The sequence below is a fragment of the Bacillus sp. F9_6S_D1_P_5 genome (genome assembly GCF_054823925.1).
The window spans coordinates 80,574-103,569 of record NZ_JBTREW010000013.1 but is presented as its reverse complement, the minus strand read 5'-3'; the positions used below and the strand labels follow the sequence as shown (position 1 = coordinate 103,569).

Annotated in this window: 29 protein-coding genes and 1 pseudogene; 6 read left to right on the top strand and 24 right to left on the bottom strand. The window is 36.1% G+C overall.

All coding sequences use genetic code 11. The annotated features are described in order from the left end of the window. Nucleotides 1-13: 13 nt before the first annotated feature. The 6 genes from ACUXEY_RS17440 to ACUXEY_RS17415 all read right to left on the bottom strand — a co-directional run bounded on the left by ACUXEY_RS17440 (nt 14) and on the right by ACUXEY_RS17415 (nt 4,231). Nucleotides 14-1,216, bottom strand: a complete 1,203-nt coding sequence (locus ACUXEY_RS17440; protein ID WP_166705167.1) for an MFS transporter — start codon at nt 1,214-1,216, stop codon at nt 14-16. Nucleotides 1,217-1,427: 211 nt separating this feature from the next. Next, nucleotides 1,428-2,006, bottom strand: a complete 579-nt coding sequence (locus ACUXEY_RS17435) for a TetR family transcriptional regulator (protein WP_001996782.1) — start codon at nt 2,004-2,006, stop codon at nt 1,428-1,430. Nucleotides 2,007-2,135: 129 nt separating this feature from the next. Further along, complete coding sequence (locus ACUXEY_RS17430) at nt 2,136-2,450, bottom strand: DMT family transporter (protein WP_000539674.1); 315 nt, start codon at nt 2,448-2,450, stop codon at nt 2,136-2,138. 2 nt (nt 2,451-2,452) lie between these two features. Continuing rightward, complete coding sequence (locus tag ACUXEY_RS17425; protein WP_000796014.1) at nt 2,453-2,797, bottom strand: DMT family transporter; 345 nt, start codon at nt 2,795-2,797, stop codon at nt 2,453-2,455. 355 nt (nt 2,798-3,152) lie between these two features. After that, nucleotides 3,153-3,608, bottom strand: a complete 456-nt coding sequence (locus ACUXEY_RS17420; RefSeq protein WP_461301218.1) for an N-acetyltransferase — start codon at nt 3,606-3,608, stop codon at nt 3,153-3,155. A 128-nt stretch (nt 3,609-3,736) separates the two neighbouring features. Beyond that, on the bottom strand, nt 3,737-4,231 hold the full coding sequence (locus ACUXEY_RS17415; protein WP_016089188.1) for an Lrp/AsnC family transcriptional regulator: 495 nt from the start codon (nt 4,229-4,231) through the stop codon (nt 3,737-3,739). A gap of 204 nt (nt 4,232-4,435) precedes the next feature. On the opposite strand from ACUXEY_RS17415, the gene ACUXEY_RS17410 reads away from it, so the two are divergent. Beyond that, nucleotides 4,436-5,347, top strand: a complete 912-nt coding sequence (locus ACUXEY_RS17410) for a DMT family transporter (RefSeq protein ID WP_166705166.1) — start codon at nt 4,436-4,438, stop codon at nt 5,345-5,347. Nucleotides 5,348-5,380: 33 nt separating this feature from the next. Here ACUXEY_RS17410 and ACUXEY_RS17405 read toward each other — a convergent pair whose 3' ends face one another. The 9 genes from ACUXEY_RS17405 to ACUXEY_RS17365 form a co-directional block, all read right to left on the bottom strand. After that, nucleotides 5,381-5,866: a PRK06770 family protein gene (locus ACUXEY_RS17405; RefSeq protein ID WP_461301217.1), complete on the bottom strand. Its 486-nt coding sequence runs from the start codon at nt 5,864-5,866 to the stop codon at nt 5,381-5,383. Beyond that, nucleotides 5,866-6,267: a nuclear transport factor 2 family protein gene (locus ACUXEY_RS17400; protein ID WP_461301216.1), complete on the bottom strand. Its 402-nt coding sequence runs from the start codon at nt 6,265-6,267 to the stop codon at nt 5,866-5,868. The genes ACUXEY_RS17405 and ACUXEY_RS17400 overlap by 1 nt, the downstream gene beginning before the upstream one ends. Nucleotides 6,268-6,418: 151 nt before the next feature. Continuing rightward, nucleotides 6,419-6,823: a DoxX family protein gene (locus ACUXEY_RS17395; RefSeq protein ID WP_001077748.1), complete on the bottom strand. Its 405-nt coding sequence runs from the start codon at nt 6,821-6,823 to the stop codon at nt 6,419-6,421. Nucleotides 6,824-6,983: 160 nt separating this feature from the next. Continuing rightward, complete coding sequence (locus ACUXEY_RS17390; RefSeq protein WP_461301215.1) at nt 6,984-8,048, bottom strand: DUF871 domain-containing protein; 1,065 nt, start codon at nt 8,046-8,048, stop codon at nt 6,984-6,986. Between the two features lie 48 nt (nt 8,049-8,096). Next, a complete protein-coding gene (locus ACUXEY_RS17385; protein WP_461301214.1) occupies nt 8,097-9,461 on the bottom strand; it encodes a PTS transporter subunit EIIC in 1,365 nt (454 codons plus the stop codon). Between the two features lie 23 nt (nt 9,462-9,484). Further along, nucleotides 9,485-10,369: an N-acetylmuramic acid 6-phosphate etherase gene (gene murQ / locus ACUXEY_RS17380; protein ID WP_429600943.1), complete on the bottom strand. Its 885-nt coding sequence runs from the start codon at nt 10,367-10,369 to the stop codon at nt 9,485-9,487. 150 nt (nt 10,370-10,519) lie between these two features. After that, on the bottom strand, nt 10,520-11,383 hold the full coding sequence (locus tag ACUXEY_RS17375) for a MurR/RpiR family transcriptional regulator (RefSeq protein ID WP_461301213.1): 864 nt from the start codon (nt 11,381-11,383) through the stop codon (nt 10,520-10,522). Nucleotides 11,384-11,400: 17 nt separating this feature from the next. Next, on the bottom strand, nt 11,401-11,730 hold the full coding sequence (locus ACUXEY_RS17370) for an outer surface protein (RefSeq protein ID WP_429600944.1): 330 nt from the start codon (nt 11,728-11,730) through the stop codon (nt 11,401-11,403). A gap of 126 nt (nt 11,731-11,856) precedes the next feature. Then, entirely contained in the window at nt 11,857-13,080 is a 1,224-nt protein-coding gene (locus tag ACUXEY_RS17365; protein WP_432207175.1) for a cation:proton antiporter, read from the bottom strand. Nucleotides 13,081-13,259: 179 nt separating this feature from the next. Here ACUXEY_RS17365 and ACUXEY_RS17360 point away from each other — a divergent pair, with 179 nt between their 5' ends. Next, nucleotides 13,260-14,663 (top strand): amino acid permease, encoded by a 1,404-nt coding sequence (locus tag ACUXEY_RS17360; RefSeq protein ID WP_461301212.1) that lies wholly within the window; start codon nt 13,260-13,262, stop codon nt 14,661-14,663. A 28-nt stretch (nt 14,664-14,691) separates the two neighbouring features. Here the strand turns inward: ACUXEY_RS17360 and ACUXEY_RS17355 are convergent, their stop codons facing one another. The 7 genes and pseudogenes from ACUXEY_RS17355 to ACUXEY_RS17325 form a co-directional block, all read right to left on the bottom strand. Beyond that, nucleotides 14,692-14,862, bottom strand: a complete 171-nt coding sequence (locus ACUXEY_RS17355; RefSeq protein WP_166705157.1) for a hypothetical protein — start codon at nt 14,860-14,862, stop codon at nt 14,692-14,694. Nucleotides 14,863-14,874: 12 nt separating this feature from the next. Next, a complete protein-coding gene (locus tag ACUXEY_RS17350; protein ID WP_000391504.1) occupies nt 14,875-15,078 on the bottom strand; it encodes a hypothetical protein in 204 nt (67 codons plus the stop codon). A gap of 80 nt (nt 15,079-15,158) precedes the next feature. After that, a complete protein-coding gene (locus ACUXEY_RS17345) occupies nt 15,159-17,618 on the bottom strand; it encodes a LamG-like jellyroll fold domain-containing protein (RefSeq protein ID WP_461301211.1) in 2,460 nt (819 codons plus the stop codon). A 308-nt stretch (nt 17,619-17,926) separates the two neighbouring features. Next, nucleotides 17,927-18,031, bottom strand: a pseudogene (locus tag ACUXEY_RS17340) (S-Ena type endospore appendage); the annotation flags it as partial. A gap of 20 nt (nt 18,032-18,051) precedes the next feature. Then, nucleotides 18,052-18,420 carry a DUF3992 domain-containing protein gene (locus tag ACUXEY_RS17335; RefSeq protein ID WP_064470958.1) on the bottom strand — a complete coding sequence of 123 codons (369 nt, stop codon included), beginning with the start codon at nt 18,418-18,420 and terminating at the stop codon, nt 18,052-18,054. Between the two features lie 111 nt (nt 18,421-18,531). Continuing rightward, the gene (locus ACUXEY_RS17330; protein WP_166705154.1) at nt 18,532-19,137 is read right to left on the bottom strand and encodes a DedA family protein; all 606 of its coding nucleotides are present in this window, start codon (nt 19,135-19,137) and stop codon (nt 18,532-18,534) included. A gap of 11 nt (nt 19,138-19,148) precedes the next feature. Next, on the bottom strand, nt 19,149-19,430 hold the full coding sequence (locus ACUXEY_RS17325) for a YkvA family protein (RefSeq protein WP_000733852.1): 282 nt from the start codon (nt 19,428-19,430) through the stop codon (nt 19,149-19,151). A gap of 337 nt (nt 19,431-19,767) precedes the next feature. On the opposite strand from ACUXEY_RS17325, the gene ku reads away from it, so the two are divergent. Next, nucleotides 19,768-20,580, top strand: coding sequence for a non-homologous end joining protein Ku (gene ku / locus ACUXEY_RS17320; RefSeq protein WP_461301210.1), 813 nt, complete (start codon nt 19,768-19,770; stop codon nt 20,578-20,580). A gap of 17 nt (nt 20,581-20,597) precedes the next feature. On the opposite strand, the gene ACUXEY_RS17315 is transcribed toward ku, so the two are convergent. Then, the gene (locus tag ACUXEY_RS17315; RefSeq protein WP_429600950.1) at nt 20,598-21,377 is read right to left on the bottom strand and encodes a DUF2935 domain-containing protein; all 780 of its coding nucleotides are present in this window, start codon (nt 21,375-21,377) and stop codon (nt 20,598-20,600) included. A gap of 14 nt (nt 21,378-21,391) precedes the next feature. Then, a complete protein-coding gene (locus ACUXEY_RS17310; RefSeq protein ID WP_166705151.1) occupies nt 21,392-21,751 on the bottom strand; it encodes a VOC family protein in 360 nt (119 codons plus the stop codon). 94 nt (nt 21,752-21,845) lie between these two features. Between ACUXEY_RS17310 and ACUXEY_RS17305 the strand changes: the two genes are divergently transcribed. From ACUXEY_RS17305 to cotJC, 3 genes are read left to right on the top strand one after another with little or no spacing between them, the layout of a single operon-like run. Beyond that, the gene (locus ACUXEY_RS17305) at nt 21,846-22,061 is read left to right on the top strand and encodes a spore coat associated protein CotJA (RefSeq protein WP_000362188.1); all 216 of its coding nucleotides are present in this window, start codon (nt 21,846-21,848) and stop codon (nt 22,059-22,061) included. An 8-nt stretch (nt 22,062-22,069) separates the two neighbouring features. Next, nucleotides 22,070-22,333, top strand: coding sequence for a spore coat protein CotJB (gene cotJB, locus ACUXEY_RS17300; protein ID WP_001075543.1), 264 nt, complete (start codon nt 22,070-22,072; stop codon nt 22,331-22,333). Nucleotides 22,334-22,345: 12 nt separating this feature from the next. Further along, the gene (gene cotJC, locus ACUXEY_RS17295) at nt 22,346-22,915 is read left to right on the top strand and encodes a spore coat protein CotJC (protein WP_000265278.1); all 570 of its coding nucleotides are present in this window, start codon (nt 22,346-22,348) and stop codon (nt 22,913-22,915) included. The last annotated feature ends 81 nt before the right edge of the window (nt 22,916-22,996 follow it).

The following is a 22,996-nucleotide window of genomic DNA, read 5'->3' as shown; positions in this document are numbered from 1 at the left end:
GTAAGGGGTTTGATTACTTCGCAAAACTTTCAGCTAGCTGTTTCTCTCTCCACATAAATGTAATAGCGAGACCAACTATTAAAACAACTCCTGAAAATGCATATGGATAATGAATATTCATATCAAATAATATTCCGCCCATCGCTGGTCCTGCTATATTTCCTAAACTCGTATATGTTGAGTTCATACCAGCAACGAATCCTTGCTCTTTCCCAGCTGCTTTTGATAAAAACGTCGTTAAAGCTGGACGAAGTAAATCAAATGCAAGGAAAATGAAGCACGTAACGAGAAGTACAATCCAATAATTAAAGACTACAGTTGAAACGAATGCTAATACTGCACCTACAATTAAACAGATTTGAATTAACACTTTTTCACCGAATATATCAACCAATTTACCAAACATAAATACTTGCACAACTACCCCAAAGATAGAACTAATTGTAATAATTGCCGCAATATCTTTCGGTGTGAATCCAAACTTATGATCAGAAAACAGACTAAACACAGTTTCATACGCTGATAATCCGAATGCGAGTACAAATACGATAATAAATGCAATTGCGTACATTGGATGTAATGATTTCTTTAAATCACCAATAAAGCTTGATTCTTTCGTGTTAGCCGAAATCTCTGCAAGCTCTTCTTTCGTTAACGGCTCTTTTAAAATAAAGATTGAAATTACACATGCTATAAATGCAATTGCTGCTGCAACGAAAAACGGCACACGTATACCGTACTCTGCAATAAATCCGCCAATTCCAGGCCCTATAATAAATCCAGTACTAATTGCCGCAGATAAATATCCCATCGCCTTTGGACGTTCCTGCATAGATGTAATATCCGCAACATATGCCGTAACACCAGGCATAATAAACGCAGCACTAATTCCGCCTAGCACCCTCGCTACATAAAGCATCCACACATCTTTTCCTAATCCAAAAAGAAGTTCTGAAACACCAAAAATAAATAATCCAATGATGATCATTTTCTTCCTGCCGTACAGGTCGACCCACCGGCCTGTAATAGGTGATGTAATAAGCTGAGCCATTGCAAACACTGCAACGAGGTAACCCATCGTCTTCCCTGTTAAATGCATGTCATTCATAAAGGACGGCATAACCGGAATGATTAATCCAATCCCTAAAAAAGCGATAAATATATTACTCAAAAGAATGACCAATACCATCTTTTGTTCTTTTATCGGTTTCTTCACTTTTAACACCTCTTCCCGTAAGCTCCTCTCAAAAAATAATACCCAAGAAGCTTTTTCTTTATCCTGCTATTTGTGGGCTAATCATGAGTAGAAATGCCTCCACTCATTAGAATTTCACTCTATCCTTCCACACATACATAAGTATTAGGTGAATGACTATCATTCATTTTTCCTCAAAAATGAACCTACCTTCTCAGACAGGTTCATCTTACTACTTCTTTATATGTAGTGCATGTGTTAAAAAATCTAGTACTTCAGCCTTTTGTAGCTCGACTTGCTCATCATCTTTATGATCATATAAATAAACTTGTTCCGCTGCTGATTCAACTAGAGCGATAAATAACTTCGCTGTTCGCTCTGCATGAACCGAATCACGAATTTCACCAGCTTCTTTCGCCTCATTTAAAAATTCACTTAGCCACATATAAAGAGGCTCATACACAGCTTCCCATTCTTTTATATGTTCTGTAGATGCAAGACCTGCATACATTAAAGCTTGTATTTCACGATATTCCGCTATGAAGTGAAATACCGCATCTATTACTTGCGTAACTTTACTTGAAAAAGGCGCATCGTTTTGCACTTTTTCTTTCACTGCAAGGATCATCTTCTCAACCATCACTTCTGCTATTGCAGGCATAACAGATAACTTAGAAGGAAAATATAAATAGAAAGTTCCTTGGGCAATGCCAGCCAATTTCACGATATCAGAAATCTTCGTTTTTTCAACGCCCTTTTCCTGAAACACTTCAATAGCTGCATAGACAATTTTCTCTTTTTTATTCATCATCTGAACCCTTTCACACGCGTATTGAATGACTGTCACTCATTTTATAAAATAAGTAGCTGTACTGTCAATTATCGTGCACTTTTTATAATAAAAATCTCCTAACAACTTGTTAGGAGATACAGTATATCTTTACGAAAGAGCTTTTAATCCTGTCACTCCACATACAATAAGGGCCACACTAATGATACGTGCTTTACTTTTCGACTCACCAAACAGGAACATGTTTAATAAAACGGCACCTGCTGTTCCAATACCAATCCAAACCGCATACGCGACACTGACTTGTAAGAATAAGAAAGATGTATACAAGAATGCGAAGGATGTAGCAAACCCGCCTATATAAAGTGCTCCATTTGCTAACGTTTTATCTTTACTATACATTTTTAGACCGATCACACCAACTATTTCACTAATTGCAGCACAAAATACGAAAAACCAACCCATTTTTAAGCAGCTCCTTCCACAGTTTCTTCCTTATTATCAGCTAGCTTTAAACCGATAACGCCAGCTACAACCATTACAATAAAGAATAATTTCCCTACACTGAAACTTCCGCCGAAAAGGAATACATCCATTAAGAAAGTACCTACCGTACCAGCTCCGGCGAAAATGGCATATACAGTCCCTGTTGCAAGATGCTCACACGCTTTAGAAAGGAAGTGAAAATCAACAGCGATAACGCCTAAAATAATAATCCAATGCCACCAAGTATCGGCCGTATTAAAACCAAACACCCAAAAAATTTCAAAGATACATGTTAATATGACATATAACCAAGCTCTATTCTTCATACCTCTCACCCCTTATGACTGACTATCAGTCATTTTTGTTTTAAAAAAATATACCCTTTCATCACTACTATATATAAAACAACTATCATCCTCATTTACCATTGTATTTGTTCAGTTGCTAAACTCACTACACCCTTTTATATAAATATGACTGAATGTCATTCATAAATATTGTACATGAATATTTTAAAAACTGTCAATGCCAAAAGTTTATTTAAAATTTATTTCATCCGATTTGTATATTTCCTAATAATCTGTCAATACTGCTAGTAACATAATATTTTCTCCACTCCCCCTTGGAGAGATCCCTTTAATAGAGCAGTTAGCTTATGCTAGCTGCTCTTTTTTACTTTTTTCACCCAACATACCGAATCATCGCCACCTCATCACAATAATCTACCTTTGGACAATGTCTACAATCAATCCATACTTTTTCTGGTAGCGCTTCTCTATTCACAAAATTAAACCCGCACTTTTGAAAAAATTCCGTTTCATATGTTAAAGAAATGACTCTACTCACTTTTATTTTCGCTGCCTCATTTATTACATGGTTCACTAACATACGCCCGATTCCTTTCCCTGCATATGTATGCGAAACGACTAGCGAACGGACTTCTGCAAGATCCTCCCCTAACACATGTAAACCAGCAACTCCAACGATTTCTTCCCCTTCTTTCATAACATATAAACATTGTAAATATTGATAGAGAGATAAAAGAGAACGCGGTAAAACCACTCCCTCTTTTGCATAAACTTCAATGAGACTATAAATTTCTTTCACATCACTCGTAACTGCATTAAAGATTTTCATATTTTATCCCCTTGTCCCTGATATTAATATTTATAAAATTAAATGAATATTAATACATAATTTTATATAATAATACATCTCTCTTTTCTCCCCGTCAATTACTTTATACAAACAAAAAACCAAGCAATCTAGTCGATGCTTGGTTCCTCATTTCGTATCGGTAATACTGTCGAATATTTAATTTCACGAAGTGCTAAACTCGTCTGTATCCTTGTAATACCAAGCTTATTCAGCTTTCTAATAAACTGCTCTAGCTCTTTACGATCACGATTTGCAACCTTTAATAAATAATCATACTCTCCTGTTAAACAGTGACATTCTAACACTTCAGGCATCGATTCTAATTCTTTTTCCAACACTTCAAGCTTATCCGATTGATGAATATTCGTACTCATAAAAATGAAGCATAACAAATCAAAACCAAGCTTTTCTTGATTTAAAATGGCTACTTGCTTATCAATGAATCCTTCTCCATCTAATCTTTTTATTCTCGCATGCATCGCAGCTGGTGATAAATTAACTCGTCGCGCAAGCTCTGCATTACTTACATGTGATTCCTTCTGCAATATATCTAAAATTTGTACGTCCAAATCATCTAACACTTTAATAACAGACGACTCCATCAAAATTCCCCCTTTTTATTACCGATGATTATTCGAAAAAACAACTTATAATCTATATAAAACTGAATACCTTTCCATAAATATCATCCAAAACAAAATATATTATCAACTTTTATCTATTATACAAAATAATATATTACACAATAAAGAAAAATGCTAAAATTATTTAAAATTCATATTGATTACAACAAAGGGGATTTTAATATGCCTTATTTTTATGTCTTTTTACTATTACTAACGAGCTTATTATGGGGAGGAAATTTCGTCGTTGGAAAATCGCTCGTTGATCACGCGTCTCCGATGACACTTACAAGTTTAAGATGGATGATTGCGATCGTTTGCTTATTACCGATGGTATGGTTTAAAGAAAAGAAGATCATCCCGCCTCGCGCTGCAATACTTCCGTTAATACTCATGGGGATTTCAGGGGTCGCTCTTTTTAACATCTTTCAATTTTTAGCACTAGAAAAAACATCCGCAACGAATGTCGGGCTTATTTCTACATTAAATGCAATTTCAATTGCACTATTTTCAGTATTATTTCTAAAAGAAAAAGTAAATACACTTCAAATTCTATCCATGATTCTTTCATTCTTTGGAGTTATTCTTGTCCTATTAAAAGGTAACTTTGCCCTTTTATTTTCACTACATTTTAATATCGGCGACTTATGGATGATTGCGGCTGTTTGTATTTGGGGAATGTATTCTGTTTGTAGTAAATGGGCAACAAAAACGACGACACCACTTATGGCCACGCTATACTCTGGTATTTTCGGCGTTATTTTATTACTGCCATTTAATATAGGGAGCTTCACTGTTACAAATATAAATACTTCTTTCATAACTTCACTTTTATATACAGGGCTTATTTCCACAGTTCTTTGTATGGTATTTTGGAATGTCGGCGTACAAAAATTAGGAGCAACTACATCTGGCATTTTTCTAAACTTCAATCCAATTTTCACAGCTATTTTAGCATTCCTTTTCCTCGGTGAAGAACTAACATGGATACAAATTGTAGGAACAATGATCGTTGTGACAGGATGCTATTTATTTTCTCATTTCAAAACAGTTGCTGTTCAGCCAACTAGAGCTTTAATGCGAAAACATTCTTAAGGAAAAAACATCGTCATCTAATTGGCGATGTTTTTATTTACTCTTCATTTCTTTTATATACTGCTTTTCCTCTTCTGGTGATAAACGTTCCGTCGCCTTGCCAGTATCTCCACCTTGAAGGCTCCATAAAAAGTTGTGCTCCTCAACAGTTTGAGAAAAATCTCCTTTTTCCCATCTATTTATAATAGAAAATAACTTCATTTTATATTGAAAATCTGTACTATTTTCAATCCCTTTCTTTACGCTATAAATTTCTTTTGTTGTCATTTCTACAAATCCCCATTTTTCAGAGGATTTTACTTTTTGGTGCACCATTTTGTGCATAGTAGAAATAATTTCACCTTCGCTAACTTGTGGAGTTTCTTCTGCAACTTTCTTCTCTTTTTCGTTTGCTACTCGCTGGGTTTGAATATTTTTATTTTCTCTTTCTACATATGCCAGCAATTTATTTCCACCAACTATAGACGAGATAATTACCATAATTGTAATACATATGCCCACGATCCATTTAAAAAGCATTAGCTCTTCATCGCTTCCTTAACAATATGACTATCTACATATTGCTTAAACTTCACAATTTTTCCGTTCTCAAGTTGCCATACATGAACAAATTCTGCTTCAAATGATTTTCCCGTTTCTTTATAAACTCCTGAATAAACACCTTCAGCAATAATTACATCTTTTTCGTTTACTTCATGATACGTATTTACACTTGCTTTATAATCATCCCATTCTGATCCTAATCGGCTAAATACATTTTCCATGATCGCTTCTACACCTATATAAGTCCCCCCGTACGGGAACCCTTCTGCCTCTGTCCATTCTACTTTTTCAGAGAGGGCTTCTACTAAATGTTTTGCATTCGAAGAAGCTGATCCTTCATATGTACTTCGAATTATTTCTAAATTTGATTTAGGCATGTTACTTCCTCCCATTTTATTTATTTTTCACACAAGATGTAACCAAAATCGTTACACCTTGCGTAAAAAATATTTAGTTTATATTCTTAATCTATACGTTGTAATCATTATAGTTACAATAATGATTCAAGTCAACAATTTATAAATAAGTTTACTTCGTTTTCATGACTTTCTCTTTTAAGAAACGATCTACATATCCTTCTGCTTTTACAACGAATAAATACGCACCCATTGCTAATAATGCAAGATCTAATTCATATCCTGGATTCTTTCCATCTCCTAATAAACCAGCTGCTCCATTTACCTTTACGATAGCTCCAGCTAAAATAAGAGCGAATAACAATCCTACATATCTTACGCCTAAACCGATAATTAATAATATACCACCAACTAATTCTACAGTTGCTACGCCGTATGCAAGACCACCTGGTAAGCCGATGCTTGTAAACCATCCTGCTACGTTATCGATACCTGATTGAAACTTCGCTAAACCGTGCGCAAAGAATGTCACTCCTAACACGATGCGAATAATTAAATTCCCAATATATTGGTTCATTTTGAACTCTCCTTTTTGTTTTGTTATAGTGAAATTTTATTTACAAGTCAAAACAATACGGTATTTCATTTCATTCGTCAAATACTTTTTTTAAGAAAACAAAAAACATTACCCCTTTTACGGATAATGTTTTCTTACAAAATAGCGCTAATTCAAGCTTTTACTCTATTGCGCAAAAAAGTTGAAACATTTTTCCAGCGCCAACATACGGCAATAAAGACAAGTCCTCTTCTACAACCATTCCAACAACATTCACTTTCTCATCTACAGGCAAATCATGTGTGGCAACTTGCATCTCTCCAGCATATCTACCATACAATTCATTATCAATTGTAATGCTACCTTTCTTTCGTGAAATAGTATGCATCGGCTGTAACACGACTTTATTTTCTTCTCTCGATTCTACAGACCGAATGACATCACGAGCTGGATCTAGTCTATTTGTATGCACTTGTTCTACCATTTTTAATGCTTCACTTTCCTTTATCAATGGCTCATATCGCAGCGGAATAATCCCTCTACTCGCACTTGCTATCTCTTGTACACTTTCTACACTTCCGCTTATATCTCCGATTAGCACCTTATCGACACCACAATGTTGTACAAGTTCTAAGTACGCTTCAAGTGGGCGCATATTGCGATGCTTTTCTAACGTTGGTAAGCCTTTATATAGCGGACCACGTTTTTCCCCATCTCCCGGAATAAATGCCATCGTTTTTATGCCGCACTCATGTAAGTATTCGTTTTGTTTTTGTAAGAATGATTTTGCCAGTCCTGTTTCTGGACGCGGATAAAAATTATGCCACGCTTCTACATTCTCTACCCGTATCTTTTCAGTGATTAACTCTTTCCAAAATGAATCTGTAATCGTACTCGCATTTAAAGCTACTTTCATTTTATGAGATACGCTCGCAATTTCTTTCGGCGTGATGCCATAGTCCATTCGTAAACCAGTAATGCCCCAGTTTACTAACTCTTCGACATTTTCGTACGTCATACCTAAATGGTGTAACGATTTTGGAGAAACATCGACCATTAATTCCATTTCATTTTCGAGAGCTTGCTTCCCAAGTATTTGAATTAACTCTTTATACGTACCAGGATCATCCTCTGGTATATGAAGTGATGTAAAAATAGATGAAAACCCGTTTTCCTTCGCTACTTTTAGCCACTCTTCTTGTTTCTTTACTCGTTCTTTTGCAAGATAAATTGAAACTCCTATCATATGAATCTCCCTTTCTATGAATAGAAAAAGAGAAAGGAATCCCTTTCTCTATATGTTTTCTGCCATTTCTTCTTTGAATCCGAAGAAGTACGTAAAGATGAATCCGAACGTATATGCCACAACTAACCCAAGGAAATATAATAAATATTTATTATCAGCAATTAACGGAATTAATGATAATCCTGATACGCCAATTCCGAGTGCGGCTGTTTTCATAACTGCTTGGAATGCGCCGCCAACTGCTGCTCCTAAACAAGCTGTAAGAAACGGTTTCCCAAGTGGTAATGTAACCCCATATAATAACGGTTCGCCAATTCCTAAAAATCCAACTGGCAATGCACCTTTAATTACGTTACGAAGTCGTTTGTTTTTTGTTTTAACAAAAATCGCAATCGCTGCTCCTACTTGCCCAGCTCCAGCCATTGCGAGTACTGGTAATAAAGGTGTTACGTGCGTTTGATTAATAAACTCCATATGAATTGGTGTTAAACCGTGATGCAACCCGACCATAACGAGCGGTAAAAATGTTCCCGCAAGCACTGCTCCCGCAAATGCTCCGCCAATACTTAAAATACCATTAATTCCGCTTGTAATTCCTTCAGATAAGAAACCTGCTACCGGCTGAATCGCTAACATCGTTACGATACTTACGACTAACACAGTAATAAGCGGCGTTATGATAATATCAACTGCATTTGGCACTGCTTTTCGAACTTGTCTTTCCACTACAACCATAAGCCACGCTGCAAAAATAACTGCAAACAATCCACCCCGTCCAGGTACGAGCGCTTCACCAAATAATTTTACGTTCGCCATCGCTGGGTTAAAAATTAAAATACCCGCAATCGCTCCAAGAACTGGTGTCCCACCAAATTCTTTCGCTGTATTCCAACCGACTAAAATTCCTAAAAATGTAAAGATACCGCCGCCAATTAAAAGCAACATTTGTAGCCACGTTGCATTCGGATCAGCACCTGCGTTTTTCGCAAAGTTAGCGACCCCGTTTATAATACCTGACGCAACAAGGCCCGGAATTAACGGAATGAAAATACTTCCTATTTTTCGTAAAAAGTTTTTCACTGGTGTATTATTTTTCTTCTTAATCTCTGACTTCATCTCTTGCCCAAGGTCTTCAAGGTGATGATCTGCCACCTCACCAATTCGGAGTCCCGTTAAAACTTCCATCTCAGCTGCTACTTTATTTACCGTTCCTGGTCCAACAACAACTTGAAGCGTCTCATCTTCAATAACACCCATAACCCCTTCAACCTTTTTCAAAAGGTCCATATTCACTTTACTTTCATCATGAAGCGTTAATCGCAGTCTCGTCATACAATGAGCAATACCGCGAATATTTTTTACTCCCCCAAGTTGCTCCGAAATTTCTTTCGCCATTCTCTCTTCTTTCCTCATAATAGAATCCCCCTCCCTATTATTTATAATGCCTTCTTCACAAACCCTTTCGCTTCTTTTAGTTTCTCCAGTGCTTCCCCATACTCACACTGCAATAGCACCATAACAATCGCAGCTTTCACGTTACGTTCTGCTTTTTCATAGTACTCTGCCGCTACTTCATAACTAGCGCCTGTTGCTTCCACAATAATTCGTTTTGATCGTTCTACTAACTTTTCATTTGTAGATTGCACATCTACCATTAAATTTTTATATACTTTCCCAACACCAATCATAGATGCTGTTGAAATCATATTGAGTACTAATTTTTGTGCTGTACCAGCCTTCAAACGCGTTGAGCCTGTTAAAATTTCTGCGCCTGTTTCTACTTCCACATTTAGTTTTGCATATTTACTTATTTCAGCATTTTTATTACAAGAGATACTAGCTGTACTCGCTCCTACGCTATTCGCGTACTTCAAGCCGCCAATTACATAAGGAGTTCGACCACTTGCCGCAATTCCAATCACTGTATCTTTCTCGTTTAATCCAATACTTTTTAAATCTTCTTCTGCTAACTCTTCGCGGTCTTCAGCACCTTCCACTGCTTTAGTAAACGCTTTCAACCCACCTGCTATAAATCCTTGCACCATTGTATCATCTGTACCAAATGTCGGCGGGCATTCAACCGCATCTAAAATACCTAAACGGCCACTCGTACCAGCCCCAATGTAAATTAAACGGCCCTCTTCTTCAAAGGATTTAATAACAATCTTTACAACCTTTTCAATTTCTTCTATTTCATTTTCAACTGCTAACGCAACAGTTCGATCTTCTTCATTCATACTTTGTAACACTTCTTTTATGCCCATTTCATCTAAATTCATCGTCTTCTCATTACGATGTTCTGTCGATAAATTTTCTAACATATTACCACCCACTTTGAAATTTAATTTCATACTTTCATTATAAATTTAAGAAATTTAAAATCAATATTGCTTTAATATTTTATGAAATTTTATTTCTTTCCATGACGAATTTATGTCAGTATGCAAAAAAAGATGGGTTTCCCCATCTTCTCATTTTAACTTCCGTAATCGCAAGGCTTCTTCTCTTGTCTCCATAAATTGATCCAACACTTTATTACCAATGCGATTAAAGGTAATCACATATAAGGCATCAATCATATTCAGCTGTGTCATTCTTGAAGCAATACTCGCAATACGATGATCTTGTTCTACATCTGGCATACAAAGACGAATATCCGCCTCTTTATATAACGGTGATAATTGATCAAGCTTCGTAATCGCAATAACTGTTGCACCTTGTCTCTTCGCATATTGCGCCATTTCAAGTACATCTTTCGTACGACCAGATGTTGAAATCGCAACAAATATATCGCCCTCTTTTAAATTCGTCACAAGCGGCAACATCATATGAAAATCAGATAGCATCATCGCTGTAAATCCGAGCCTTGTAAATTTATAAGCCCCGTCCATCGCTGGAGTAGCTGATCCGCCTACTCCGTAAAATATAATTTTGCCCGCATTTACAATACGATCTGCAGCTTTCTCAAGTTCTTTTTTATCTATCGCCGTAACGCTCGCCTCAATTGCAGCTTTATTCACATATGTAACTTTATTAAACAAGTCGTACGGTCCATCTTCCGTATTCATCACTGAAAAATCGTTAATATTATAATCAGCAATCGTTAATTCACGAACGAGCGCTATCTTAAATGCTTTAAAGCTTCCAATCCCAATCGATTTACAAAAGCGAACAACACTTGCTTCACTTGCTCCCGCATTCGTTGACACTTCTTTCGTCGTTAAGTTTGGAACAATCTCTGCATTCTCCATTATGTACATGGCAACCTTCTTTTCAGCTGGTGAAAATTGATCCATATTACTTTCAATTTTAAATAGTAACGTTGAAGCTTTCACTATTTAACCTCCACTTCTTACGGTTGCGTATATTCTCTCATATCATTTATATCATATAAATAAAAACCATCATTACCAGGTGGGTGGTGAACAATTACAGTTCGATTCCCTTTTTTATATGACGTTATTTCACCTTCAGACTTCTGTTTTTCCCAACCACCTATCCAAATTGCAAAGTCAGGTACAAAAGCAGTGTACTTATAGTCTTTCAAGTTTTCGTCTTCTACATAGGAAGAAAAAATAGAAACAGGAAAGTCTTTCACTTTTGACTCTTTCCACACAGTAAATGGTATACAGAGTGCAATAAGTATGATTACACCGATAACCTTCCCCTTCGTAATCTTCACACATTTTCTCCCCTCGACTTATCATATACGTAGATTTTACCATAATTACAACCTATTCACGCTATATGACTATTGCTTTTTTCCAATAAAAAAAGAGCTTACCTACATGAGATAAGCCCTTCCTCTCTATACAAAATACTTCTTCAAAAGCGGCGGCGTAATAATCGTCGTTAATATAACAACTATAACAATCGCTGTGAAATTTTCTTTCGCTAATAAATTTGCTGTAAGTCCATTTGCAGCGATGATAAGCGCTACTTCACCACGCGATACCATCCCCGCTCCAATACTAATAGAAGATTGAAGGTTGAACCCTGTTAGTCTTGCTCCTAAACCTGATCCGATTAACTTTGTAAAAATCGCAATAAGCGTCATGATGATAATGAACCAAAGCTGACTTCCAATGCCTTGAAATGTAATTTCCATTCCAATACTTACGAAGAAGACCGGTACAAATATCGCATACGCAATCGGTTCAATTTTATGTTCTACTTCGTGCTTATACTCCGTTTGAGAAATGGCAATTCCGGCTGCAAATGCGCCAATAATACCTGCAATCCCCATCATTTCACTGTAATACGAAAAAGAGAAACAAATAATAAGAGCTGCACTAATTAACGCTTCTGTTACGCGAAGTGGCACAAGCATTTTCATAATCCACGGAACCACTTTCCATGCGATAAAAACAATGCTGACGAAGAAAATAATTTTCTTTGCGATAACAAGTGTTATATTCACATCTTGCGTTCCTAAAAAACTCATAACAAACGCTAATAAAATAACGACGATGACATCATCAAATACAGCAGCCCCTAAAATCGTCGTACTTTCTCTCGTATTCATTTTCCCTAAATCCCTTAGCGTTTGCACCGTAATACTAACGGATGTTGCGCAAAGTAATAAACCTAAGAAAATTGCATGAGATTGTATTAATCCAAACAACAATCCTGTTACATAACCACCGACGAAAGGAAAAATAATTCCACCAGCCGCTACTGCAAATGACGATTTCAAATTCCGATTTAACTCTTCTAAATCGGTTTCAAGCCCTGCCATAAACATAAGTAGTAAAACACCAATCTCACTCAGTTCATCGATTAATTCAGAGCTATTAATAATACCGAGTACCGCTGGACCGATAATAATACCGACAATTAATTTACCAAGTACAGAGGGCTGGCCGAGTCTCACGCTAATATCGCCAGCTAATTTCGTACAAAGTAAAATGACAACAAGTTCAAAATAAAATAACATAGCATCTGCTCCTACTTTAACTTTAATCAGTGGGGTTCTCCATCCAAGTAGATTATTAACCCTCGTCCATTCCTGCCAGTAGTTTCCCCTATTCATTCGCATTTTATTTTTCATATTTTTATTTGACAAAATATTCTGAATTATATTAAGATTAATCCAGCAATTTTAAAAACTATATACCATAACTGTACCTCTATTTACTTACATACTCTTTTCTAGTGGGCTCCTACTATATTCGCAGTTATGGAAATGAAAAAACGGGGGGAGAGTCCAAAGTGAAGTCATTATTACGAAAAAAAGCGCTTAGTACTGAATCACCACGACAGTTAAATAGAACATTAACTGCACTTGATTTAACGTTTTTAGGAATTGGCGCCGTAATTGGGACAGGGATCTTTGTATTAACAGGTATTGTCGCAGCGAAACATTCTGGTCCTGGTATTATGCTATCATTTCTTATTGCTGCATTTACTTGTGCTTGTGTAGCCTTTTGTTATGCCGAATTCGCTTCTTCTATTCCAGTCTCAGGAAGTGTGTATACTTACGCATATATGACAGTCGGAGAAGTCGTCGCCTTCATCGTCGGCTGGTGTTTAATGCTCGAATATTTACTTGCAGTCGCGGCAGTTGCTGTCGGTTGGTCTGGTTATTTACAATCTTTACTACAAGGATTTAACATCCATCTGCCCGCTATAATCGCCTCGGCCCCTGGCGTAGGAAAAGGCGGTCTTATCGATTTACCAGCTGTTTGTATTTTACTACTCATTACGGGACTTTTAAGTTTCGGTATACGCGAAAGCGCACGCATTAATAATATTATGGTTCTTATCAAGTTAGCTGTTATTATCGCCTTTATCGTAGCAGGCGCAAAATATGTAAAACCTGAAAATTGGACGCCGTTCATTCCGTTTGGATACGACGGTATCATTACTGGAGCTGCCACTGTATTCTTCGCCTTCTTAGGCTTTGATGCGATCGCAACTGCTGCGGAAGAAACGAAAAAACCACAGCGCGATTTACCAATCGGCATTATCGGTTCCCTTCTTATTTGTACTGTTTTATACATGATTGTATCTTTCGTTTTAACAGGTATGGTTCCGTATACACAATTAGACGTTTCTGATCCAGTTGCGTTTGCCTTACATTTCGTTGGTGAAGATACAATTGCTGGACTACTCGCTGTTGGAGCGATGACTGGAATGACAACCGTTCTCTTAGTCGTTATGTATGGACAAGTTCGCGTTTCTTATGCGATGGGCCGCGATGGTCTACTTCCAAAAGCACTAGCACGTGTGAATAATAGAGTGAAAATCCCTTTATTAAACACGTGGATCACTGGTGTTGTTGCTGCTTTATTAGCAGGACTTTTAGACCTACATTTACTAGCGAATTTAGTAAACATCGGTACGTTAACAGCATTCACATTCGTTTGCTGCGCGGTACTTATTTTACGAAAAACACATCCTGACTTAAAACGCGGATTCCGTACACCTTTCGTCCCTGTATTACCAGTTGTCGCGATTCTTTGCTGTTTATATTTGATGGCTAATTTATCTAAAACGACATGGATTAGCTTTATAGCTTGGCTTATAGTCGGCTTATGTTTCTATTTCTTCTACTCTAGAAAACATAGTCATTTAGCTACTGAAAAAACAAATGATGAAGAGAAAAAAGCATAACAAAATAGCTCGCCGTTTTAGTGGCGAGCTATCGTTCTGTACTATTATATTTTTTCGTTAACGATTGTAAAATGAAAAATATGCCGATGCAAGCTGTAAACGATGCCCAATTTCCTATTGGTGTAGAATATTTAAAAACGCCAATACCTACAAGCACTAAGAAAATAATCACCTGATATATGAGCCTCCACTTTTGCATATATTCCCTCCTTTACTTCGTTCCCTTCTTTTTCTTCTTCCATGCATTTAAACTATCAAAGAAGAAGTTAATAAATAACGTGCCTAAACCCGCTAATAAAAACGTCATTAAAAATAGAACCCATATACTTTTTTCTTTTAAGAAATAATATCCTACAAGGAGCACAACCGCGATCCATACATATTCAAGAATTCTTTTTAGCTTTTTCTCTTCCAAATTATTCGCTCCTTCATTCTATGCTACTTTTAGTATAACAAAAAAGAAGCCTATCATGATAAGCTTCTTGTTCTTCTCTCTTATTTGTTTATGCTTTTTTCAACGAGTGAAATTGCATATTCCATCGTACGATTCATCGTTTCTACTTGTGCATCTTTTACTTTTATATCTTTCACTACAGCTTCTGCCACTGTAATTTTTTGACTCAGTGCTTTCACTGAACCGTCCGTTACATTTGCAGCTTGCGCTTTTTTCACTACTACTTTTGCAGATTCAATATTAATTTGTAATTTTTCTTTCGGTGTTTTCGGTTGCTCTACTACTTTAGATTGTACAAATGTTACATTAGCTGTTTTTAATTCATTATACGTTTGAACGATTTGCTCTCCCGTACTCCCTACATTTTCAAATGCTTGCTTTGCTATGTTATAGCTTTTCTCTAATTCTTGAAATGCTTCTTTTGAATATTGACCTGGCTTGTCACCAAACTCATACGTACCAGCTAACACTTCTTTCACTTTTCCAAGCTCTTCATATAACGCGTTCACTTGCTCTAACTTTGTACGGTTAGAAAACTCATTGTACGCCGCTAATACTTCTGAAGAACTTAACGCTTTACTATATAATCTCGCAAGCGCAATTTGTCCGTTCAACGGAATACCACCATTCCCGTTGCTATCAGGGTCAGCTCCAAATGCAAATGGTACGTTCGGATGAGACACTTTCCCTTTAGCTGGCTGGCTATTTACTTTTTTACCATCGACATAAATAGCTACTTCACTTCCGTTATACGTTCCTGTTAAGTGATACGTTTTATTTGCTTCTAATTGAACTCCAACACGTTTATAACTGCCACCAATATGAGCCCACAATTCAACATTTCCACTTCCTGTAGATTCAAAGCCAATTCCGCCGCTCTCTGTATTTTGTAAAATACCTTGTCCACGAATTTGATTCATTGAAAATACAGTTTCTAACGTAAACGTATTTGCTACTTTTTCTTTTTGTGCTGCTGAAAACGGAAGGTATCCAAATGTATTGGCTTGTCCATTCAATTTCATTACATTTGTTTTTAAAGCTTTATCGTATGCAATAGATACATTCCCTTTTACATCGCCTTTCGTTCCAAACGATGAGTTATCTTTAAATGTACCATCTAAAAAATTCACATCAAAAACATCTGCCTTTGGTACTTTTACATTCGGATCAATATTATCTTTTTTCGTAGTAACTTCTGCTGTTAACGGCTGTACACTCTCATTGCCAAATGAATCAATCGCAACAACTTCAAGTGTATACGTTTTCCCGCCATCTAAACCTGCAAGTGTAAATGTCAGCTCTTTCGGCACTGGATCACGATAAAACTCTGAGAATGCCAACAATTTATTCTTTATTTCACCTGTTTGCTTATCTTTAGCTTGTACACGATAAGAATGAACAAGAAGGTTGTCCAACGCTTGCATGAATGTTACTGTTGCTGCATTTTCTGTTACATTTGATACTGATAACTTCGCATCTGCCGAAAAAGATGGCTTTTCTTTATCACGATTTTCTACATGTGTAAAAGTTTCTTTCTTTGATGGCAACTGAATTTTCCACGGTTCGCCTGTCCAAGAATTCGTATGGAAATCGCGACGATTAATCGTTACTTCTTTATCATCCACTTCTACTAATAAACCTTGACTTAATGTGCTTGCTCCTGGTGGGATATTTCCTTGTACTTTCCCACCTTCCACTTCCATATAACTTACAGAAGATGTACCAATTGATGTAAAGTCTTTTTGATGAATCGATCTTGGATCATCTAACGGATAATGCGAATGCCCTGAAAACGTAATAACCTGTGGGTATTGTTTTAATACCTCATTAATTTTCGCACTATCTTTCGTTCCCCACTCTTGGCTACCGTATACTGTATCTTTAATATGTTGATGTAAAAATACGAAAATCGGTTTTTCCGGATCATCTTTTTGCGCCTTTGCCATCTCTTCTTTTAACCAATTAATTTGCTTGTCTGAATAATATCCATGAGTTGTCCCGTCCTCTGGAGACATAACAAGGAAGTGATAACCCTTTACCACATTATGATAATAAATTGATTTCATACCTGTTTTTTCTAAGAAACGCTTCTGCGCACCCTCTACAGATAAACCATTCCAATAATCATGGTTACCAAGAGAATTCATTCGCACGGCATCTTTATTTGCATTTTCATTATACACTTGCATGAAACGATCATATTGTTGTACCGACCCTGAATCAGTAAAGTCTCCCACAATTACGAAGGCATCTTGTTTAGGTGCAAGTGTATTAAGTTGCTCGATTGCTCGTTTCCAGCGAAACGTATCATCCGTTCCACTATTTTTAATATGTACATCACTTACGACTGGAAAAACGATCTTCTTCTCACTTGGTGCCTTTTCTTGCTTCTTCTCTTCCGCTTTGACTGATGTACTCCACGGAAATGATACGAACGCTAATACAAAAACCATTAATAATCCAATAAGGCCTTTTACTTTTCGTAAAACAGTTCTTTCCACGTGAATCCTCCTCATAATAATCGATTCATTACAAGGGCTATTTTATCTAAAACATATTAATGCAGTTTAAATAACAAATGAATTTTATTAGATTTTTGTAAATATACAGTTAATTATAAGTTAAGTCCAACATTCCTCGTACTATTGTATACAACCACCTTTTGTCTAAAAGAGTCTGGTCATTCTTTTCCCCTGTTTATTCACATATAATCTTTTCTATAACATGAATAATAAGTTAAGGTTTAAGCCTATTAGACAATCTTAATTTTTAACATTTCCTTCTTTTTTTAACACATCGGCCATGCTTCTACATTTTGAGTACCGGCACCTGTAATAGACCAGTCTGTACATACTTGATCTTGTACAAGCGTTTTATTAGAACAACAAGACAAACTGGAACTTCTCATTCCCATTTTGATCCTCTCCTATTCTGCTATGAAAGTGGATAACGTGTTGTAATACAAAATTCTCCCTGATACGTTCCAGCAGGTGTTGCAGGTAACACAACTTGTATAATATCAAAACGACGATACGTAAACCCGATACTCGTTCCTGGATTTAATGTTTGTGTATCTAGTACAGTACCAGCAGAATCAAGCACCTCTACCGTAATTGGGCCTGGTCCAACATCATATTTAACAAAACCAGTACCAACTACGTTTTGGTTAATATTATTTGTATAAAGAACATTATCGATTGCTGTTGCAACTACAGTAGCAGACCACGGACTACACACTTTATCTTGTACATAATTTTTATCTGGACAACAAGTTAATGCAGCCCCTGAGCACTCACAAGACATAGTTGTTTCCCCTCTCTCTTTTTTTATTCCCTATATGTGTATGTCCTTCAGAGTCTTTTGCCTGTACTATTCATCTATTTTCAAAAAATAAGACAACTCCTGTACGCATGACTAGATAGATTCCGTTCTATTTCTTTTTTTCATAAATTTATAGATTAATATACCACCTACAACAATAATTACGACCGCTAATATCGGTAACATATATTGTCCAACAACATCTGCGGCCTTCTCCCAATGCGGTCCTAATTTCATCCCAAAATAGACATATAAAGTCGTTAACGGGAACATTGCTACAAATGTATATATGCTAAATTTCCATATGTTCATTTTCGCAATACCACACGGAACAGAGATAAGCGTTCGAACTCCCGGTACAAAACGTCCAACAAATGCTACAACTGGTCCATATTTCTCAAAGAAATCATCTGCTTTTTGAATTTGCTCTTCTTTAATAAAGAAGTATTTCCCGTATTTTATTAATAGAGGACGACCCCCATAATAACCGAGTGCATATAACGTTAACGGCCCTGTCGTTCCGCCAAGTGTCCCAGCTAATACAGCTAACCAGAAATTCATATCTCCCTCGTATACCCAATACCCAACCATAGGCAAAACGACTTCTGCTGGAATAAATTCAAACGTTAATGCTAACACAACTCCAAAATAAGAAAACTGCTTTAAAAACTCGATAATATCTAAAATAATTTGCTCCATATTTTTAACTCCTATCCTACGTTTACGTTATGCTTTTCTTGTAATTGAACTGGCGCCATCTTTACAATTCGGTTCAAAATGAATAACACAATTCCAATATCATCTAAAATACCGATAAACGGCAGGAAGTCTGGAATTAAATCAAGTGGCATCGCAACATACCCAACTAAAAAAGCAACAGATAAAATTTTCTTCTTTATTGAAACCTCTTTTGAAGTAAAAAAGTCAAATAGGAATGGAACAAATCGGCGAACATGAAATACAACTCTTAATCTACTAATAAGTTTTTTCATTTTTATTTCTCCTCTCTTTGTATACGAAAAGGACCCTACCAAATATGGTAAGGGTCCTAAAAAAGACAATAAGGGGCCTTTACCATTGCTGGTAAAGGTCTCACTAACAACGAAACGTTGCCAATAAAGCCGAGGGTTTCTCCCTGTAATGACGACTTTATTGTAATAAGTTACTCCCCTTTATACACAATTTTATACACTCACATTAAAATATTTCAGAGGGCTTGTCAATATATTTCATATCCCAATCCCTTCCGTAAAAACAAAAAACGTATAGGAAATTTCTTACTATCTCATAATATACATAATCATTTTTGAATGAAAGGAGAGGCTTCATTTGCATACCGTCTGGAAAGGTGCACTTTCACTTGGACTATTAAATATAGGAATTAAACTATATAGCGCCGTAGAAGAAAACGATATAAAATTTTTAAGTCTTCATAAAGAATGCTTAACACCTATTAAATATAAAAAATTTGCTCCTAATTGTACGGATGAAGAAATTGAAGATAAAGATATTGTAAAAGCCTATGAATACGCCCCTCATAAGTACATTATTATGGATGAAAAAGAATTAGCTGCGTTGCAAAAAGCTCACGAACCACGATCTATTCGTATTATATCTTTTATCCAAAATAACGAAATTGATTCTGTTCTCTATGACCGCTCTTATTTTATAGGCCCTACTCCAGGACACGAAAAATCGTATCTATTATTAAAAGAAGCTCTTGAACGTACGAATAAACTTGGTCTTATCCATATTTCCATTAGAAAAAAACAACATTTAGCTATTATCCGTAACTTTGAAGATGGGCTTATGTTGCAAACTATTCACTATCCTAATGAAATTCGCGATATAACAAATACACCTAACTTACCAAGTAACGAAAATTATCCGATTCAAAAACAAGAACTCACCGCAGCAATTAATTTAATCCACCATCTTACAAACCCTTTCGAACAAGAGTTATATACAGATGAATATAAAGAAGCTCTTACCGAATTAATCGAAAATAAAATTGAAGAACAGGAGAAAACGGAAACCATCTCTCCTGCTCCAAACATCATCAATATTATGGAGACATTACAGGCAAGTATTGAACAAGCAAAAATAAAAAGAGACAATAAAACAGAAAAAGAGGCCAAATAAAATTGACCTCTTTTTCTTTAAAGCGGATTACATTTCGGCATTTCAAGTCCAGATGATTGAGCTAATTTTAATAAATAATAACATTCCTCTCTTGCCATATGATCTGCCATTCTCGCTGATAATGCACTTAATATTTCATTTGATAACTCCAATTCTTCAACTTCATGTAAAAAATGTGAAAATAATTTTAGTTCAAGTGAAACATCTTTTGTAAACTTCTTTAATGCAGGAAAATGATGAAGCTCTGTTCTTAAATAACCCGTCATTTCAACTGCCTTCAAATAAAATTGTTCAAAGTGTTTCTCGAATTCTTCGCTTTTCTCTTTCAACCTTTTTTCAACAAGATCTAACCCACCAGAAATAGAGCCTGCATGACCAGCTGCATCTGTTAACCAAACGAGATGATAATGCAGTTCATGAAAAACAGGTGGAATTTCTCCCTTCTTTAAAAATTCTAACACTGTTATATACTCCTCTACTTCATTTACCATATGATTAATAAAAGTTGGCGTAAAATGAATTGTAATTTTCCCTTCCAACTGTTTCTGTATAATATTTAATTTAAACGTCCGAATCTCCTTAGCGGCTTGTTCTGCCTCTTTTGAAAATACAATAAGATCGACATTACGAACTTTATTTAACAGATTCGTAAATGTTTCAACAAAATAAGTAGCTTTTTTTATATCTTCTTTTTCCTTTGGAGCTAACGCATCAAGTAAAAATTGCGCATGATCACTAAGCACCTTTAGCCAAAATTGATGCTCAAACAACGCACTTTCTTCATAATTTCTCTCCACCAAATCCCCTCCGTTTATTCACCCTTCTCTACCACTTGAAGTTTATATCCATCTGGGTCTTGTACTACAATACTCCTCGCACATTCATTTTCTGTATATAAAATTTCATAAAACGCTAGCTTCTTTTTCAATTTCTCTATGTTAGAAATTGTAAATGTTAAATCCTCACATGAATCTGTGACACTTTTTTCCCGTCCACCTAACATGCGATTCATGACAAAACTAATTCTCTTTGAATCAGAATCATACCAAACCCCTGTTGTATCTAATTGCGGTCTTTCTAAACTAGGTTTAATTCCTAAAATCCCTTCATAAAAATACAAAGTTTCCTTTAAATTCTTCACTTCCAATACAATACATTGCTCCACATTCATTCCCCCTGTACCTATTACCTTTTTATATGTGTCATAAATGCCTATTATGTCTGAATACAATACGTAGTGATGAAGAATATAGGGAGGTTTATTAATGGATAAATACATGAAATCATATGTGCCATATCATAGTCCTCAAGACCCTTGTCCTCCTATTGGTAAAAAATATTACTCTACCCCTCCTAATTTATATTTAGGTTTTCAACCGCCAAATTTACCACAATTCTCACCGAAAGAAGCGCTACAAAAAGGGACTTTATGGCCAGTTTTTTATGACTATTACGAAAATCCTTATAAAAAAGGGCGGTGACTACTGACGTGAACCAGCCACTACCAGAAGAATATTATCGACTTTTAGAGAATCTCCAAGAATTAGACTTTGTACTAGTCGAACTAACGCTTTACTTAGATACCCACCCAGACGATACAGCAGCTATTAATCAATTTAATGACTTTTCCTATAAACGAAGAGTACTAAAACAACAGATGGAAGAAAAATATGGACCACTTCAACAGTATGGAAATAGCTATTCTAATGCCCCTTGGGAATGGAGCAAAGGTCCTTGGCCATGGCAAATATAAAGGAGAGAAACTATGTGGATTTATGAAAAAAAATTACAATACCCTGTTAAAGTAGGAACTTGCAATCCAGCACTTGCAAAATTATTGATTGAACAATATGGCGGTGCAGATGGAGAGTTAGCTGCTGCACTACGTTACTTAAATCAGCGTTATACAATTCCTGATAAAGTCATTGGCCTCCTTACCGATATTGGTACAGAAGAATTTGCGCATCTTGAAATGATTGCTACGATGGTTTATAAACTAACAAAAGATGCGACTCCTGAACAGATGAAGGCAGCTGGTCTTGATCCTCATTACGTCGACCATGACAGCGCACTTCATTACCATAACGCGGCTGGTGTTCCATTTACTGCAACCTATATACAAGCTAAAGGTGATCCAATTGCTGACTTATACGAGGATATTGCCGCTGAAGAAAAAGCACGTGCCACATATCAATGGCTTATTAATCAATCAGACGATCCCGACATAAATGATAGCTTGCGCTTTTTACGTGAACGAGAAATTGTTCATTCACAACGTTTCCGAGAAGCTGTCGAAATTTTAAAAGAAGAACGTGATCGAAAAATTTATTTTTAACACACGTATCCTAGCGATATGTGTTTTTTTACGCTTAAAGTTAAATCCTTCCTATTAAACATATAAATAGTATATTTATTC

Excerpts from the sequence above, each read along its gene's own strand:
- ACUXEY_RS17410 (WP_166705166.1), top strand. The coding sequence starts at position 4,436 with ATGCCTTATTTTTATGTCTTTTTACTATTACTAACGAGCTTATTATGG.
- ACUXEY_RS17385 (WP_461301214.1), bottom strand. The coding sequence starts at position 9,461 with ATGAGGAAAGAAGAGAGAATGGCGAAAGAAATTTCGGAGCAACTTGGG.
- ACUXEY_RS17310 (WP_166705151.1), bottom strand. The coding sequence starts at position 21,751 with ATGAATGTGGAGCAATGTATTGTATTGGAAGTGAAGAATTTAAAGGAA.
- cotJC (WP_000265278.1), top strand. The coding sequence starts at position 22,346 with ATGTGGATTTATGAAAAAAAATTACAATACCCTGTTAAAGTAGGAACT.
- ACUXEY_RS17425 (WP_000796014.1), bottom strand. The coding sequence starts at position 2,797 with ATGAAGAATAGAGCTTGGTTATATGTCATATTAACATGTATCTTTGAA.
- murQ (WP_429600943.1), bottom strand. The coding sequence starts at position 10,369 with ATGTTAGAAAATTTATCGACAGAACATCGTAATGAGAAGACGATGAAT.
- ACUXEY_RS17400 (WP_461301216.1), bottom strand. The coding sequence starts at position 6,267 with ATGCCTAAATCAAATTTAGAAATAATTCGAAGTACATATGAAGGATCA.
- ACUXEY_RS17390 (WP_461301215.1), bottom strand. The coding sequence starts at position 8,048 with ATGATAGGAGTTTCAATTTATCTTGCAAAAGAACGAGTAAAGAAACAA.
- ACUXEY_RS17330 (WP_166705154.1), bottom strand. The coding sequence starts at position 19,137 with ATGGAGCAAATTATTTTAGATATTATCGAGTTTTTAAAGCAGTTTTCT.
- ACUXEY_RS17335 (WP_064470958.1), bottom strand. The coding sequence starts at position 18,420 with ATGTCTTGTGAGTGCTCAGGGGCTGCATTAACTTGTTGTCCAGATAAA.
- ACUXEY_RS17415 (WP_016089188.1), bottom strand. The coding sequence starts at position 4,231 with ATGGAGTCGTCTGTTATTAAAGTGTTAGATGATTTGGACGTACAAATT.
- ACUXEY_RS17395 (WP_001077748.1), bottom strand. The coding sequence starts at position 6,823 with ATGAACCAATATATTGGGAATTTAATTATTCGCATCGTGTTAGGAGTG.
- ACUXEY_RS17420 (WP_461301218.1), bottom strand. The coding sequence starts at position 3,608 with ATGAAAATCTTTAATGCAGTTACGAGTGATGTGAAAGAAATTTATAGT.
- ACUXEY_RS17355 (WP_166705157.1), bottom strand. The coding sequence starts at position 14,862 with ATGCAAAAGTGGAGGCTCATATATCAGGTGATTATTTTCTTAGTGCTT.
- ACUXEY_RS17305 (WP_000362188.1), top strand. The coding sequence starts at position 21,846 with ATGGATAAATACATGAAATCATATGTGCCATATCATAGTCCTCAAGAC.
- ACUXEY_RS17430 (WP_000539674.1), bottom strand. The coding sequence starts at position 2,450 with ATGGGTTGGTTTTTCGTATTTTGTGCTGCAATTAGTGAAATAGTTGGT.
- ACUXEY_RS17405 (WP_461301217.1), bottom strand. The coding sequence starts at position 5,866 with ATGCTTTTTAAATGGATCGTGGGCATATGTATTACAATTATGGTAATT.
- ACUXEY_RS17325 (WP_000733852.1), bottom strand. The coding sequence starts at position 19,430 with ATGAAAAAACTTATTAGTAGATTAAGAGTTGTATTTCATGTTCGCCGA.
- ACUXEY_RS17365 (WP_432207175.1), bottom strand. The coding sequence starts at position 13,080 with ATGAATAGGGGAAACTACTGGCAGGAATGGACGAGGGTTAATAATCTA.
- ACUXEY_RS17435 (WP_001996782.1), bottom strand. The coding sequence starts at position 2,006 with ATGATGAATAAAAAAGAGAAAATTGTCTATGCAGCTATTGAAGTGTTT.